The following is a 15,907-nucleotide window of genomic DNA, read 5'->3' as shown; positions in this document are numbered from 1 at the left end:
GCCCAGCTTGGCCTTGAGCATGGCGATAATCTCGCCAATGGCCACTTCCTGCTTCTCGCCGGAGCGGCGGCACTTGTACTCCACCACGCCGTTGTCCAGACCGCGATCGCCGATGACGATGGCGTGCGGCACACCCAGTAGCTCCATGTCGGCGAACATCACGCCCGGGCGCTCTTTACGGTCGTCGAACAGCACATCGACACCGGCGGCTTTCAGCTCGGCGTAGAACTGCTGTGCCTGCTCGGCCACGCGCTCGGATTTGTGCATGTTCATCGGCACTATGGCCACTTCGAACGGAGCGATGGCGTCCGGCCAGATGATGCCGTACTGGTCGTTGTTCTGCTCGATGGCGGCGGCTACCAGACGGGAAACCCCGATACCGTAGCAACCCATCTCCATGGTGACGGACTTGCCGCCTTCGTTCAGCACGCTCGCCTTCATCGCTTCTGAGTATTTGGTACCCAGCTGGAAGATGTGGCCCACTTCGATACCGCGTTTGAGCAGCAGCTTGCCCTGGCCGCACGGGCTCGGGTCGCCTTCCACCACGTTGCGCAGGTCGGCAACCTCATAGGTAGCGATGTCGCGATCCCAGTTGGCACCGGTCAGGTGGAAGCCGGTGTCGTTGGCGCCGCAGACGAAGTCCGCCAGATGGGCGGCGCTGCGATCGGCAATAACACGACCATTGAAGCCTACCGGACCGATGGAGCCCGCATCGCAACCGGCGGCAGCTTTAATCTGCTCATCGTTGGCGAAGGTCAGCGGGTTGGCGACACCAGAGAGCTTCTCGGCCTTGAGCTCGTTCAGCTCGTGGTCGCCACGCAATACCAGCGCGATGACCGCCTGCTTGCCGTGCTCGTCTTCCTCTGCCAGTACCAGCAGGGTCTTGGCGATGGTGGTTGGCGCCACGCTCAGGAAGGCGGCGACTTCGTCTATGGTGTGAACGGCCGGGGTGGCGACCTTGGTCAGGGCTGCGGTGGCGGCAGCGCGCTCACCAGCCGGTGCCAGCGCTTCGGCCATCTCGATGTTGGCGGCGTAATCTGATGTGTCGGAGAAGGCGATCAAGTCTTCACCGCTCTCGGCCAGCACCTGGAATTCGTGGGAACCGGTGCCACCGATGGAGCCGGTATCGGCCTGCACCGGACGGAAGTTCAGACCCATGCGGGTGAAGGCCTTGCAGTAGGCGGCGTGCATCTTCTCGTAGGTATCGACCAGGGATTCCTTGTCGATATGGAAGGAGTAGGCATCCTTCATCAGGAATTCACGGCCACGCATCACGCCGAAACGGGGGCGCACTTCGTCGCGGAACTTGGTCTGGATCTGGTAGAGGTTGAGCGGCAGCTGCTTGTAGCTGTTCACTTCGTAGCGGATCAGGGAGGTGATCACCTCTTCGTGGGTCGGGCCCAGCACGAAGGGGCGGTTGTGGCGGTCGGTCAGGCGACACAGCTCGGGACCGTAGTCATCCCAGCGGCCGGACTCCTGCCACAGCTCGGCGGGCTGCACCACCGGCATAGAGACTTCGATGGCACCAGCATTGTTCATCTCTTCGCGAACAATGTTCTCGATCTTTTTCAGTACCCGCAGGCCGGACGGCAGCCAGGCATACATGCCGGAGGCCAGTTTACGGATCATGCCAGCGCGCAGCATCAGCTGATGGCTGACGACTTCGGCGTCGGACGGGGTTTCCTTGAGGGTGGAAAGCAGATATTGGCTGGTACGCATCGCTCGTGACCTTAGATAAGACGGGCCGCGGGGCCCTGGATAAATTCAAGAGCGGAATTTTAACAGGGAGGGCCCTGCGGCCCAAGGGCTAAATTTAGCGCAGCGGGAGAAAGCGGGGGCCGTGCCCCCGCTCGTGTCAGACCCTAAATTGCGACAGCAGTCGCTGTTGCAGCAGGCTGGCCTGATGCAGGGAGGAGGCGAGTTGCAGGCACTCCTGCGCCTCCTGCTCACCTGTCTGGGCTTGCAGGCTGATGCCGGAGACCTTGCCCGAGGTATTGCTCAGGGTGTGGGAGAGCTGACCAGTGGCATCTGCCACCTGCTGGACCATGTCAGCCAGATGGTCGATGGCCTCTTCCACCTTGAACAGGATCTGCTTGGTGTTGTCAGAATCCTGCATGCCCGACTTCACGGTTTTCAGGTTGCGTTGCATCATCAGGTAGGCTTTCTCGGTCTGCTGTTGAATGCTGTTGATCACCTCGGTGATCTCGGCACTGGAGGAAGCGGTACGGTTGGCCAGAGTGCGCACCTCGTCGGCCACCACGGCAAAGCCCCGGCCCATCTCGCCGGCCCGGGCCGCCTCGATGGCGGCGTTGAGCGCCAGCAGGTTGGTCTGCTCCGAGATGCTGCTGATGGTGGAGATGATCTGGCCAATCTGGCTCGCCTGTTCTTTGAGGGCGTTGATGGCGTTGGCGCACTCGCCCACCTCCACCACGACACGTTGCATACCGTTGCTGGCGGAGGTGACGTATTGACTGCTCTCGGCGGTGAGCTGGCGTACCTCATTGGCGTTTTGCGCCGCCACTCTGCAATTATCCGAAATGGAGGTGGCGACCTGCACCATCTGCTCGCTGTCGTGGTGCAGCGCCTGAGCATGCTCGGCGGTCTGGCGGCTGCTCTGGCTGATGGCCTCGACCCGGTTGACCGAGGTGTGCACGTGGTCGCTGATGTGCTGGTTGTTGTCCATAGTGGAGCTGATCATCTTCTGCAGCTTCTCGATGAAGCGGTCCACACTGCCTGCCAGCGAGCCTATCTCATCGTCCCGCTTGAGATTGATCCGCGCGTTGAGATCACCCTCGCCAGCAGCTATGTCTTGCATCCGCTGATTGACTTGCAACAGGGGCCTGACTATGGCGCGAACCAGCCAGAAACCGCAAAGGGCGACGATCAGCAGGCTCAGTACCATACCCCCCAGGATAAGGGTCCTGGTATGGCCGATGATGGTATTGAGCTGATTTACTTGATCCTCGACCGTGGCATCCCCCTTGGCCTCGACCTCGATCAGCACCTGCTTGAGCTGTTCGGCACTGCTCTCGTATTGCACCAGCTGGCGCTGGTAATCGCTCAGGGCTGCAATCCACTGGCTCATCAGCTGCTGATTGTCGGCCTGCAGAGCCCGGTATTGCACCGCTAGCGACTGGCCGGCAAATTCCCCCTCGCCGGGGATATCGAACAGCCCTGTGGCCAGCATGCCGTCAACCGCCTCCTGATAGAAGCTGGTCGCCTCCTTCAACTCGGCCTGGATGGCAGGGGTCGGGCCTTCGCTTTGCATCTTCTCCAGCGCATAGAGCTGGCGCAGGAAGCCGATGTTGGCCTCCATGCCGCCGTCGGCCGCATGCCAGCGCGTGGCGAGACCACCATTCCAGCTGATGGCCTGATCCGGCGCCTGAGTGAGACTCTCGACTGCGCCATCGCCGACCACTTCCAGCTGGGTGGATAGGCGGGACATGCGCTCCGAGCTGGCACGCAGCGCCTTGTCGACGCTGGTATAGGTGCTATAGAGCGTCAGCAGCTTGTCCTGCTGTTGTTGATAATCCTGCTGGCGCTGGTTCATTGTGCTGATCGCCGTCTCATCAATGAGCCTGCCTTCACCCACTCGGCGCAGGGCATCTGTGGCGGCCTCTCTGGCTCGTTGCAGCTCGGGTTCGTCGAGCGGCATGCCTCTGAGCATTTTCTGGATATAAAGGGACTGGTTGCCCAGATCTATGGATCCCTCCATGGCGCCATCGGCAGTCTGCCAGGCGGCGCCCAATACATAGGAGAGCAGATCAGCCAGCCGTTGGCTGCCATACCAGCCGATTGCTCCCATGCCCAGTGTGCAACCGAGCAGGATAGTCAGCCCCAGATTTGATGTAGTGACAATTTTCATGATGCAAGACCTTCCTTGGTTCCGAACAAACCCAATTGAGTGTTCCATCAATGGCCAAGATTCGCCATTCCCGGTGGAAAATAAAGTTACTGCCCAGATCCGATCCAAGCATGGCTCCGAAAGCGTCAGCATGCCGAGAATCCTCTCTCATCCATCGCCGCCCTATGCTGGATACTTATCCAGTTATTCTTTATGCTATGACCCAATTTACAGATAGATGGTTTGGCGAGGAGAGAGTCGTGATTGGTCGCTTGAGAGGCGTAGTCATTGAGAAACAACCCCCCGAGGTGCTGCTGGAAGTCGGGGGCGTGGGCTATGAGGTACAGATGCCCATGAGCTGCTTCTATGATCTGCCCGAGATTGGCAAGGAAGCGACCATTCACATCCACTTCGTGGTGCGTGAAGATGCCCAGCTGCTGTATGGCTTCAATCACAAGCAGGAGCGGGCGTTGTTTCGCGAGCTGATCAAGACCAACGGCGTCGGCCCCAAGCTGGCGTTGGCTATCCTCTCTGGCATGACAGCCACCCAGTTCGTGCTGAGTGTCGAGCGCGAGGAGATAAGCTCGCTGGTCAAATTGCCTGGTGTGGGCAAGAAGACTGCCGAGCGGCTGGTGGTGGAGATGAAGGACAGGCTCAAGGGCTGGGTTAGCCACGATCTCTTCTCGCCGGCCGAGATCAGCCTGCCAGCCAAGGAGAGCCAGCTGCGGGCGCCCGATGCGAGCGAAGAGGCGGCCAGCGCGCTGGTGGCTCTGGGCTACAAGCCGCAGCAGGCCAGCCAGATCGTCAGCAAGATAGCCATCGATGGGATGTCGGTTGAGGATATCATCCGTGAATCCCTGCGTAGTCTGGTGTGAGGTAGGCAATGATTGAAGCGGACCGTCTCATCTCTGCCACTGGTGTGCGTGAGGATGAGGTCATTGATCGGGCCATACGGCCAAAGATGCTGGCCGATTATACCGGTCAGGATCCCGTCTGCGAGCAGATGGAGATCTTCATTGAGGCGGCGCGCCAGCGTGGTGAGGCACTTGATCACCTGCTGATCTTCGGCCCGCCAGGTCTGGGCAAGACCACGCTCGCGAACATCGTCGCCAACGAGATGGGGGTCAACATCAAGACCACCTCGGGCCCAGTGCTGGAAAAAGCCGGCGATCTGGCGGCGCTGCTAACCAACCTAGAACCAAACGACGTTTTGTTTATCGATGAAATTCACCGGCTGAGCCCGGTGGTGGAGGAGGTGCTCTATCCGGCGATGGAAGATTACCAACTCGACATCATGATAGGGGAAGGCCCTGCCGCCCGCTCCATCAAGCTCGATTTGCCTCCCTTTACCCTGATCGGTGCCACGACCCGGGCCGGCTCCCTGACCAGCCCGCTGCGGGATCGTTTCGGCATAGTGCAGCGGCTGGAGTTCTATAACGTCAAGGATCTGACCGATATCGTTTCTCGCAGCGCCCGTTGCCTGGGGCTGGAGATGACCAATGACGGCGCCCTGGAATTGGCTCGACGCTCTCGCGGTACGCCGCGAATTGCCAACCGTCTGTTGCGTCGCGTGCGCGACTTTGCCCAGGTTAAGTCTGATGGCCGGATTGACGGACCCATAGCGGCCCGAGCCATGGATATGTTGGACGTGGACAATGAAGGCTTCGACTTCATGGACCGCAAGCTATTGTTGGCTCTCATAGACAAGTTTATGGGGGGGCCTGTGGGGCTCGATAACCTGGCGGCGGCTATCGGTGAAGAAAAAGATACCATCGAGGATGTGCTGGAGCCTTATTTGATCCAGCAGGGTTACCTGCAACGTACACCTAGAGGGCGGATGGCGACACCAAGAGCTTATGCACATTTTGGCCTGCAACGGCCAGATGAAAGGTGAAAATAGCTGTTTGAACAAAAAACCGCCATCAAGGGCGGTTTTTTGTTATCTGGGCATAAAAAAGCCCACGGCACAGGCGGTGGGCAAAGACAATTCAGGATGGATGTTCACAGACAGTGAGTGCGTCTGGACGCAGACCGGAAGAAACAGAGGAGCCGTCGCGAGGCCTCAGAGCCGATTCATTTGATAGAGCTGAACGAACGAAAGCTTGTAGTAACGGATGGTTGTAGCAACAAACTTTTTCATCTCACATTCCGATAGACAGGTTCGAAATGAGCGTCGTATACGTACCAAAAACCCAGATTGACCGGCCTGTACCCCAGGGGATGCCCTCACTGCGAGACGCATTGTAGGAGGTATGTCGGACTCGGACAAACAAGAAAAATTACTAAATTTGGATTAGATTAACTAATCAATTGCTGGAGGGCCTTGCTTGCATAAACATATTGATTTTATGAATTTTAATTTGGTTTCGCGGCGAGTATCCAAGAGTAGGTAAACATTATGAAAATCTGCTTGAGTGCTGTTTTTTAACAGAAGCTTCACTTATTGGTGTTGATATTAAATTTGATTTAAATCAATGATTTGCGATTTAGTGTTTTTTGTGATGCAGCTCTCCAAATTAAATGAAGCGTGACGTAAAAGTTCCTTTGAAAGGCATGTATTGATGATGGTTTTACATTGATTTCAATCAAATAAAGGTGATATAAAACACCGGTCATTGTGAGCGGGAATAAAGCAAGCTTGATTGTTTTGCAATTGTTAATCATTAGCTTTTTTTGTTCCTGTTTATTGCCTTATTGTTAATGTGGGTGGCGATCGAAGTCGGTCTTCAGTGCAAACTGGAGCGTGACCGATAATTCGGGGACTTCCAACGGAAGCTTTGTCCTTATACTTAAAATAGCCGTGCCAATAATCGGTGAGGAAACATCATGATTGCTGAGCATGTGGTAGACCTATCGCGGTTCCAGTTCGCTGCGACGGCCCTTTATCACTTTTTGTTTGTACCCCTGACGCTGGGATTGGCCTTTATCCTGGCGATCATGGAATCTGTCTATGTGATGACCAACAACACCATCTACCGGGATATGACCAAATTCTGGGGTAAGTTGTTTGGTATCAACTTTGCCTTGGGGGTAACCACAGGCCTGGCCATGGAGTTCCAGTTCGGGACTAACTGGGCTTATTACTCCCATTATGTCGGCGATATCTTCGGGGCTCCGCTGGCTATCGAAGGGCTGATGGCCTTCTTCCTGGAGTCCACCTTCGTCGGTATGTTCTTCTTTGGCTGGGATCGACTGAGCAAGCATCAGCATCTGGCTGCAACCTGGTTGATGGCGCTGGGGACCAACCTATCCGCTCTCTGGATCCTGGTTGCCAACGGCTGGATGCAGAACCCGGTCGGTGCCGAGTTCAACTTCGAATCCATGCGGATGGAGATGGTGAGCTTCGCCGACGTGGTGTTCAACCCCGTCGCTCAGGTCAAGTTTGTCCACACGGTCGCGGCGGGCTATACCACGGGCGCCATGTTTGTGTTGGGTATCTCTTCCTACTACCTGCTCAAGAATCGTGATGTGGCGTTTGCCCGTCGCTCCTTTGCCATTGCAGCCGCCTTTGGCATGGCTTCCATCGTGTCAGTGGTGATCCTGGGTGATGAATCCGGTTACCAGACCGGTGAAGTACAGAGGGTGAAACTGGCTGCTATCGAAGCTGAGTGGGATACTGAGCCGGCTCCGGCCGCATTTACCCTGTTCGGTATTCCGAATCAGGAAAAGATGCGTACCGACTTCGCCATCAAGATCCCTTTTGCGCTGGGTATTATTGCTACTCGTTCGCTGGATGGTCAGGTAACGGGTCTGAGAGATCTGAAAAACGAGCATGAGTTGCGTATACGCAATGGTATGACTGCTTACGATCTGTTGACCAAGCTGCAATCAGGTGACAAGTCTGAAGACACCCGCGCTCGCTTCGATGAAGTGAAGCAGGATCTGGGCTACGGTCTGCTGCTCAAGCTCCACACCAGTAATGTGATCGATGCGACTGACGAACAGATCCAGGCCGCCGTGGATGACTCCATCCCACGGGTGCTGCCGCTGTTCTTCGCTTTCCGCATTATGGTTGCCTGCGGCATGGTGCTGCTGGTGTTGATCGGTCTGGCCTTCTATGACAGTGCCCGTCACCGTATCGGTGAGCGCAAGTGGCTGCTCAAAGCCCTGTTGTGGGGCATACCTTTACCCTGGATCGCCAGCGAGGCGGGCTGGTTTGTCGCCGAGTATGGTCGTCAACCGTGGACCATTGCTGAGATACTGCCAACGTCCCTCTCCGCATCCAATGTGCCTGCGTCCGAGATCTGGTTCTCCCTGATCGGGATCTTCCTGTTCTATACCGTACTTCTGGTTATCGAGATGTACTTGATGTTCAAGTATGCCCGCCTAGGCCCCAGCAGCCTGAAGACTGGCAAGTATCACTTTGAACAACTCAAGGCATAAGGAGAGCGACCATGTTTGATTACGAAACACTGCGTGTCATCTGGTGGGCTCTGGTCGGCGTGTTGCTGATTGGTTTCGCCATCACCGATGGCTTCGACATGGGGGTAGGCGCACTGCTCCCCTTCGTCGGCAAGAAGGATGTGGAGCGTCGCGTGATGCTCAATACCATGGGCCCGCACTGGGAAGGCAATCAGGTTTGGCTGGTCACTGCCGGTGGTGCCTTGTTCGCAGCCTGGCCAATGGTGTATGCCGCGACCTTCTCCGGCTTCTACATCGCCATGATGTTGACCCTGATGGCGTTGTTTTTGCGTCCGGTCGGCTTGAAGTACCGTTCTCTGCGTGCTGATGCCAGATGGCGCGACAACTGGGATCGGGCCTTATTCGTCGGTAGCGCCGTGCCGCCTATCATCTTTGGTGTGGCATTTGGCAATCTGCTGCAAGGTGTTCCGTTCGAGTTCAATCAGTTCATGATGTTGACCTATCATGGCAACTTCTTTGGCCTGCTTAATCCGTTTGGCATTCTGGCCGGTCTGGTGAGCTTGTTCATGTTGCTTACCCAGGGCGCTACCTGGTTGATGATGAAGACCGACGGTGAAGTGCTGGCCCGCTCCCGCACCGCTGCCATGATCTGTTCCCTGCTGACTCTGGTCCTGTTTGGTCTGGCCGGTTTCTGGGTAAGTGGCATGGAGGGCTATGTGGTGGTCAAGGCTGCTGCAACCGATGCAGTTTCCAATCCCATGAACAAGGAAGTGGTGCGTGAGGCTGGTGCCTGGATGAACAACTACACCCTTTACCCCTGGATGATAGTCGCGCCAGTACTGGGTCTCTCCATGAGCCTGTTGACAGCATTGTTTGCCAAGCTGAATAAAGGCTGGGTAGCATTTACCAGTTCATCGCTGGCGGTTACCGGTGTGATCCTGACCGCAGGTTTCTCCATGTTCCCGTTCGTGATGCCCTCCAGTCTTGAGCCCTCACTGAGCTTGACCATGTGGGATGCCACTGCATCGTTCAACACCTTGCAAGTGATGACCGTAGTGGCAGTTATCTTGGTACCGATTGTGCTGGCCTATACCATCTGGACTTACATCAAGATGTTTGGCCGGGTGACCAGCAAGCACATCGAAGACAACCAACAATCGCTCTACTAAGAAGGAGTCCTGATATGTGGTATTTCACCTGGTTCCTGGGTCTGCTGCTGGCTTGTGCGTTTGGCATCATCAATGCGCTCTGGCTGGAACACACCGAGAACATGGATCGTCAGATCGATGAACACAAGTGATCGACTCGCCCGGTTGGCCGCTCCGCTAGAGCGCCAACCCTGGCAGGGGTTGATGCTGGTAGCTGCAGCCCTGTTGGCGGTCGCCATTTTACAGGCCCCTGACTTGGTCGCTGCCAACACCAGTGAACACGGCCTCTGGCTTGCTCCCTGGCTGATGTGGGCGGTCTGTTGCGGCGTGATGCACGGGCTGGGATTTCATCCCCACAGCCTCATTGGCCGCGTACTGTTTTGCCCCTGGCTCGCCTGGCCCAGTTTGTTATATGGGCTCTGGTTGACTCAAGGCTATTTCCTTTCATAAAAAACGGGGGGAGGCAGGATTTCCCTGCCTCCCCCTGCTTCTTTCCTATTCAGCCCTGCGCTATGATAGCCCCCCATCTGACTGTCGAATGGATCACAGATTGCTATGGGTGAAGTCTCTGAGTTTCCGGTGCGTGTCTACTACGAAGACACCGATGCCGGAGGCATCGTCTACAACGCCAATTATCTCAAGTTTATGGAACGTGCTCGCACTGAGTTTCTGCGCGCCGGTGGCATCGAACAGGATGTTCTGCTGCGTGACGGACACGCGTTTGTGGTGAGTCGAACAGAGATCGATTTCCGCTCGGCGGCCCGTTTTAATGAGCTTTTGACTGTGTTAACGCAAGTGACTGAAGTGAAACGTGCATCCCTGCGCTTCTCACAACGGATACTGGCGGCTGATGGACGACTGATCACCCAGGCCATGGTACAGATAGCCTGTGTCAGTCATCCGCATATGAAACCTGTTGCAATACCTGAAAATGTGAAGGGAGTGCTGTTAAGTGCACGCTGAAATTTCGTTTATTGGCCTGTTTTGGCAAGCCAGCCTGTTGGTAAAACTGGTCATGATGACCCTGATGGGGATGTCGGTTGTCTCTTGGGCGCTGATCTTCCAACGCTCCAAGGTCATCAAGGCGGCCAATATCGCATCGGAGCAGTTTGAGGATAGATTCTGGTCCGGGGTCGACCTTAACCGTCTCTATCAGGAGTCCTCTTCTCGCCGCGATGACATCGAAGGCATGGAGGACATCTTCTATTCCGGCTTCAAGGAGTATGCTCGCCTGCTCAAGGCTGGCGCTCGTGGTCAGGATGCGGTGATGGATGGTACCTACCGTGCTATGCGGGTATCTCTTTCCCGCGCGGTGGACGAGTTGGAGTCCAACTTGCCAGTGCTGGCGACCGTCGGCTCCATCAGCCCTTACATAGGTCTGTTTGGTACCGTATGGGGCATCATGAACGCCTTTATCGCCTTGGGTCAGGTGCAGCAGGCTACCCTGCAGATGGTGGCCCCGGGTATCGCAGAGGCGCTGATCGCCACCGCAATGGGCCTGTTCGCGGCCATTCCTGCGGTTATTTTCTATAACCGGTTTACCAACAAAGTAGAGAAGCTGGAGAACGCCTACGCCAACTTCATGGACGAGTTCACCACCATACTGAACCGTCAAATTGCACAGCAGCAGGGTGATCAGTAATGCAAACCTATCAGCGGATCCGGCGCAAGAAGGTGTGCGAGATCAACGTGGTTCCCTATATCGACGTCATGCTGGTGCTGCTTATCATCTTCATGGCGGTGACGCCCGTGATCACGCAAGGGGTCAAGGTTGACCTGCCGCAGGCGGAATCCGAGCAGTTGCCGGAAGATGCCAAGCCCCCCTTCATCGTCAGCGTCAATACCGAAGGCGAGTACGTCATCAAGGCGGGTGAGGCCGACGATGAGCCGGTGCCGAGCGGTACGCCCGAGGCGATGCAGCAATACATCACCGAGAAAGCCATGGGGTATCTGGCCATCAACCAGAATGCCCCTGTGGTGGTGGCCGGTGACAAGTCCGTGCGCTACGAAGAAGTGATCCTGCTGATGGTCGCCCTCAAAAATGCGGGCGTGCCTCAGGTTGGCCTGATGACAGATCCGGTGAACTGACGGAGATGGACGTGAAGCGTGGTATTTCCGGTTATCTCATCGCGTCGTTACTGCTGCACCTGATCATCGGCATCATTTTGCTGGTCGGGGTCGACTTCAGCAAACCGAAGCGGCCCGAGTCGAAGGGACAGATCGTCAATGCCGTCATGCTCGACGAGAACTTCCTCAACGAGCAGGCCAAGCAGATCCAGCAGCAGAAATCTCAGCCCAAGCCTCAGAAGGTAGAGAAAGAGAAGGACAAGGAAGACACGGATATCGCCAAGCGCGAGTTGGCCCAGCAGCAGGAGCGGCAGCGCATCGCCGAAACCAAGCGCAAGGAAGCCGAAGAGGCAACCCGCAAGGCAGAGGCCGAAAAACAGAAGCAGGTCGCCGAGCAGAAGCAGGCGAAAGAGAAGGCCCAGAAAGCTGAGGAAGCCCGCAAGCTGGAAGAGCAGAAAACCAAGAAGGCGGAATCTGAGCGCAAGGCGGCAGAAGCAGAGAGCAAGGCGCTGGCGCTGAAGAAGAAAAAGGAACAGGAAGAGAAAGAGAAGCAAGAGGCCGAACAGAAGCAGGCCAAGGCGGAGGCAGCCAAGAAAGCGGAAGCCGACAAGAAGGCCAAGCAGGAGGCTGAGAAGAAAGCCAAAGCTGAGGCGGACAAAAAAGCCAAGGCAGAGGCCGAGAAACAGGCCAAGGCTGAAGCGGACAAGAAAGCCAAGGAGGCCAAGGAAGAGGCCGCCAAGAAGGCAAAAGCTGACGCAGAGAAGAAGGCCAAGGCCGAGGCTGACAAGCAAGCCAAGATCGCGGCGGAGCGCAAGCGCAAGGCGGCTGAAGAGGCCAAACTGCAAAAAGAGATGGAAGACATGATGCAGCAGCAGCTGTCGGCTGAGGCGAATGCCCGTAGTCAGGCTGCATCGGCGCAGGCGCAGGGCGAGGTTGATAAATATGCCGCCTTGATCAAGGCAACGGTCGAGCGTTACATGATTTTGGATCCCACCATGCGGGGTAAAACATGTACTATCGGCGTACGTCTTGCCAGCACCGGCTTTGTCATATCGGTAGATAGCGGTCAGGGTGACCCGGCGGTCTGTCGTTCCGGCAAAGCGGCGGTATTGAAGGCCAGTCAACTGCCTGTGCCGAAGGATCCTGCGGCATTCGAGAGGTTGAAGGAGTTCAACCTCAAGTTAGAACCTAGCATCTAAGCATGATAAAACGGGGTCAGGCAGCGTCTTGCTGAGAAAGGAATTTAACCTCTCATTTTTATTGGAACCGAGTATTTAAGCCATGATCAGAAAAGTATTTTTTGCTTTGGTTGGCTGTTTGTTGCTGGGCCAGAGTGCCCAGGCGGCCCTGGACATCGTCATCACCGGCGGTATAGATAGCGCACGTCCTATTGCCGTCGCCCCCTTCAAGTGGGAAGGGAACGGGCAACTGCCGCAGGACATCGCGGAAGTGGTTTCCAACGATCTGATGCGCAGTGGCAAGTTCAAACCGCTGGCTCGTAGCCAGATGCCGCAGACCCCGAGCTCCAGTGGCGAGATCAACTTCGCGCCCTGGGCGTCCCAAGGGGTTGAGGCTGTGGTGGTCGGTTCCATTGCTGCTGTGGGTGACGGTACCTACAAGGTCAACTTCGAGCTGGTCGACGTGCTGAAGGGACAGTTGGCCAAGACCCAGGGCGGTGAGAGCAACGGTTACATCCTGGATAGCCGCATGGCGACCATTCCAGGTGCCCAGATGCGCCAGTTTGCCCACCGTATCTCTGACATCGTCTATGAGCGTCTGACGGGGGAGCGGGGTGCTTTCCTGACCCGGATCGCCTATGTCTCCATCGAGCGCGGTACTCAATTCCCGTATCAGCTACGTATTGCCGATTACGACGGTTACAACGAGAAGACACTGTTACGTTCTCGCGAGCCGCTAATGTCGCCATCCTGGTCGCCGGACGGTAGCAAGCTGGCGTATGTGAGCTTTGAGAACCAGAGGTCTGAAATCTATGTGCAGGATATCTACACCCAGCAGCGCAGCCTGATCTCCAGTTTTCGCGGCATCAATGGGGCACCAAAGTGGTCTCCTGACGGTCGTCGATTGGCTATTGTGTTGTCCAAAGAGGGTCAGCCTGATATCTATGTCATTGATGTTGCAAGCAAGCAGCTGACAAGAGTGACAAATACCCGTGTGATCGACACTGAACCGGCCTGGATGCCGGACGGGCAAACTTTGATTTTCACCTCTGAACGTGGTGGCAAACCCCAGATTTATAGCGTAAATTTGGCGACTGGCGTCACTCGCCGGGTGACCTGGGAAGGAGAATCTAACCAGGGTGCCTCTGTCACACCGGACGGCAAGTCCATGGTGATGGTGACCCGGGTTCAGGGACAATATCGCATCGCTCGTCAAGATATGGAAAGCGGAGCAATGTTGGTATTGACTCAGAGTGCTCTGGATGAGTCGCCAAGTGTGGCTCCCAATGGCAGCATGATCATCTATGCCACCATCTATCAAGGTCGTAAGAGTCTCGCGTTGGTGTCGACTGATGGTCGCTTCAAGGCTGTGCTTCCGACCAGTAGCGGTGAAATTCGTGCACCAGCTTGGTCGCCCTTCTTGAATTGATAAAAATTCGATTGTTTTTTGTTTTGTTATAAAGGTTTAAGGAAATAGCATGCAACTCAATAAACTGCTCAAGGGTTTGGCCATCGCACTGCCACTGTTCACCCTGGCCGCTTGTAGCTCCTCTTCTGATTCCGACGCAGCTGGCGCCGAGTCAGGCATGACCGACGGCATGGGCGGTGTACAAACCGGTGGCGCAAATGGCATGTTGTCCCCGGAAGAGCAGATGCGTCAGAAGTTCGAAGCACTGCAACGCGACAACGTGATCCACTTCCCGTTTGATGGTTATGACATTCAGGGTCAGTACGCTGATCTGCTGGATGCACACGCCAGCTACCTGCGTGAGCGTCCGTCCGTCAAGGTGTTGATCGAAGGCCACGCCGATGAGCGCGGTACTCCGGAATACAACATCGCGCTGGGTGAGCGTCGTGCCAAAGCTGTCGCCAAGTATCTGCAAACCCTGGGTGTGCAGGCTGAGCAGCTGTCCATCGTCAGCTATGGCGAAGAGAAGCCGCTGGATCTGTCTCATACCGAGGAAGCCTTTGCCAAAAACCGCCGTGCGGTTCTGGTTTACTAAGGTTTGATCTGAATGACATTCGTGTCTAAGCAAGCGGCCATTTCGATGGCCGTTTTATTTGCACTAAACACTAAGGTTTATTCCGAATGAAGCTCGTGTATAAGCAAGCGACTATTGTGATGGCCGTTTTATTTGCACTGAGCGCTCAGGCGGCTGCGCCCGTGAGCGATCTCAGTGGCGGTGGTGGCGTGGCCCTTAGCGGCAACAATGGCGCCATTATGCCCACAGGCAGCCTGGAAGACAGGGTCGCCTTGCTGGAGCGCACCCTGAATGCCCGTCTGCGCCTGCAGGCCGAGTTGCAGCAACAGGTGGATTCCCTGCAAGGGGAGGTCTCCGAGCTGCGCGGCCAGCTGGAACAGCAAACCTACCAGATGGAGCAGTCGCAAGAGCGTCAGCGCCAGCTCTATCAGGAGCTCGACAAGGTGGCCAACAGTCAGCCTGCCGCTGCCCCCGCCACACCGGCGGCTGGTGCGGCCCCGGCGGCAGTGGCCAACTACTCCGCCAATCTGGATGAGAACCAGGCCTATGATGCGGCCGTAAACATGGTGCTGAAGGACAAGAACTACGACAAGGCCATCCCCGCCTTTGAAGGGTTCATCAAGCAGTACCCAAGCTCGGGCTATGTCCCGAATGCCCACTACTGGCTCGGCCAGCTGTTGTTCAACAAGGGTGACAGAACCGGTGCTGCGGCCCAGTTCTCTACCGTAGCGAACAAGTTCAGCAAGTCCCCCAAGCGGGCAGATGCCCTGCTGAAGCTGGGCATGCTGGCACAGCTCGATGGCAAGAAAGCGGAAGCCAAGACCTTCTATGAGCAGGTGATCAAGGGCTATCCCAACACCTCGCCGGCCCAATTGGCCAAGCAGAGTCTGAGCAAGTTGTAGCATTGCCGTATGTCACTGTTTTCGTAACAGTCTTGTAAATACGGCCCTGCTTTGTATGCGCAGTGAACAATCAGATTTAATTTAAGAATTTTCTATTGCGCCAGGATGATAAATCCGTAATATAGGCCGCCGTCAGGGCAGGTGCAGTATTGCAGCCGGTTCTGGTCGTGGTGAGGGTCGTTAGCTCAGTCGGTAGAGCAGTTGACTTTTAATCAATTGGTCGCTGGTTCGAATCCAGCACGACCCACCATTTCTCCACCAGGTGGAGACCGAATTCCCAGGTCGTTTAGCTCAGCTGGGAGAGCACCTCCCTTACAAGGAGGGGGTCACTGGTTCGATCCCAGTAACGACCACCATATTTGCAGTAAAAAGTTTAAAAAATGATTTAGATGGGTCGTTAGCTCAGTCGGTAGAGCAGTTGACT

The 15,907-nt window shown here is 56.1% G+C and carries 15 protein-coding genes and 2 tRNA genes; 15 read left to right on the top strand and 2 right to left on the bottom strand.

The features are described 5' to 3' along the window. Together AAC083_RS06315 and AAC083_RS06310 are read right to left on the bottom strand one after the other, a co-directional pair. Positions 1-1,719, bottom strand: a 1,719-nt coding sequence (locus AAC083_RS06315) for a proline--tRNA ligase (protein ID WP_108536102.1), incomplete at its 3' end; no start/stop codon positions are given. 136 nt (positions 1,720-1,855) lie between these two features. After that, on the bottom strand, positions 1,856-3,865 hold the full coding sequence (locus tag AAC083_RS06310; RefSeq protein WP_108536101.1) for a methyl-accepting chemotaxis protein: 2,010 nt from the start codon (positions 3,863-3,865) through the stop codon (positions 1,856-1,858). Between the two features lie 239 nt (positions 3,866-4,104). On the opposite strand from AAC083_RS06310, the gene ruvA reads away from it, so the two are divergent. The 15 genes from ruvA to AAC083_RS06235 all read left to right on the top strand — a co-directional run bounded on the left by ruvA (position 4,105) and on the right by AAC083_RS06235 (position 15,839). Then, on the top strand, positions 4,105-4,719 hold the full coding sequence (gene ruvA, locus AAC083_RS06305; RefSeq protein ID WP_108536100.1) for a Holliday junction branch migration protein RuvA: 615 nt from the start codon (positions 4,105-4,107) through the stop codon (positions 4,717-4,719). Positions 4,720-4,727: 8 nt separating this feature from the next. Continuing rightward, positions 4,728-5,738, top strand: a complete 1,011-nt coding sequence (gene ruvB, locus AAC083_RS06300; protein ID WP_042036143.1) for a Holliday junction branch migration DNA helicase RuvB — start codon at positions 4,728-4,730, stop codon at positions 5,736-5,738. Between the two features lie 932 nt (positions 5,739-6,670). After that, the gene (locus AAC083_RS06295) at positions 6,671-8,227 is read left to right on the top strand and encodes a cytochrome ubiquinol oxidase subunit I (protein ID WP_042036142.1); all 1,557 of its coding nucleotides are present in this window, start codon (positions 6,671-6,673) and stop codon (positions 8,225-8,227) included. A gap of 11 nt (positions 8,228-8,238) precedes the next feature. Continuing rightward, complete coding sequence (gene cydB, locus AAC083_RS06290) at positions 8,239-9,375, top strand: cytochrome d ubiquinol oxidase subunit II (protein ID WP_042036141.1); 1,137 nt, start codon at positions 8,239-8,241, stop codon at positions 9,373-9,375. Between the two features lie 14 nt (positions 9,376-9,389). Further along, complete coding sequence (gene cydX / locus AAC083_RS06285; protein ID WP_042036140.1) at positions 9,390-9,506, top strand: cytochrome bd-I oxidase subunit CydX; 117 nt, start codon at positions 9,390-9,392, stop codon at positions 9,504-9,506. Next, positions 9,493-9,804, top strand: a complete 312-nt coding sequence (locus AAC083_RS06280) for a cyd operon YbgE family protein (RefSeq protein ID WP_042036139.1) — start codon at positions 9,493-9,495, stop codon at positions 9,802-9,804. Before cydX ends, AAC083_RS06280 begins: the two co-directional genes overlap by 14 nt. A 105-nt stretch (positions 9,805-9,909) precedes the next feature. Further along, positions 9,910-10,317, top strand: a complete 408-nt coding sequence (gene ybgC, locus AAC083_RS06275; protein ID WP_042036138.1) for a tol-pal system-associated acyl-CoA thioesterase — start codon at positions 9,910-9,912, stop codon at positions 10,315-10,317. Then, positions 10,307-10,996, top strand: coding sequence for a protein TolQ (gene tolQ / locus AAC083_RS06270; protein WP_042036136.1), 690 nt, complete (start codon positions 10,307-10,309; stop codon positions 10,994-10,996). Before ybgC ends, tolQ begins: the two co-directional genes overlap by 11 nt. Then, complete coding sequence (tolR, locus tag AAC083_RS06265; protein ID WP_042036135.1) at positions 10,996-11,442, top strand: protein TolR; 447 nt, start codon at positions 10,996-10,998, stop codon at positions 11,440-11,442. The genes tolQ and tolR overlap by 1 nt, the downstream gene beginning before the upstream one ends. Before the next feature lie 5 nt (positions 11,443-11,447). Beyond that, complete coding sequence (gene tolA, locus AAC083_RS06260; RefSeq protein ID WP_108536099.1) at positions 11,448-12,620, top strand: cell envelope integrity protein TolA; 1,173 nt, start codon at positions 11,448-11,450, stop codon at positions 12,618-12,620. 82 nt (positions 12,621-12,702) lie between these two features. Continuing rightward, a complete protein-coding gene (tolB, locus tag AAC083_RS06255; RefSeq protein WP_108536098.1) occupies positions 12,703-14,028 on the top strand; it encodes a Tol-Pal system beta propeller repeat protein TolB in 1,326 nt (441 codons plus the stop codon). Between the two features lie 49 nt (positions 14,029-14,077). After that, complete coding sequence (pal, locus tag AAC083_RS06250; RefSeq protein WP_042036130.1) at positions 14,078-14,602, top strand: peptidoglycan-associated lipoprotein Pal; 525 nt, start codon at positions 14,078-14,080, stop codon at positions 14,600-14,602. 86 nt (positions 14,603-14,688) lie between these two features. Continuing rightward, complete coding sequence (gene ybgF, locus AAC083_RS06245; RefSeq protein WP_108536097.1) at positions 14,689-15,483, top strand: tol-pal system protein YbgF; 795 nt, start codon at positions 14,689-14,691, stop codon at positions 15,481-15,483. A 174-nt stretch (positions 15,484-15,657) separates the two neighbouring features. After that, positions 15,658-15,733 (top strand) — tRNA-Lys (locus tag AAC083_RS06240). Positions 15,734-15,763: 30 nt separating this feature from the next. Continuing rightward, positions 15,764-15,839: transfer RNA gene (locus AAC083_RS06235), tRNA-Val, on the top strand. Positions 15,840-15,907 lie beyond the last annotated feature (68 nt).

Source organism: Aeromonas sp. HMWF014 (genome assembly GCF_963878295.1).
Taxonomy (GTDB): domain Bacteria; phylum Pseudomonadota; class Gammaproteobacteria; order Enterobacterales; family Aeromonadaceae; genus Aeromonas; species Aeromonas popoffii.
Note: the sequence above shows the minus strand (reverse complement) of the source record. Positions and strands in the feature narration are given on the sequence as shown.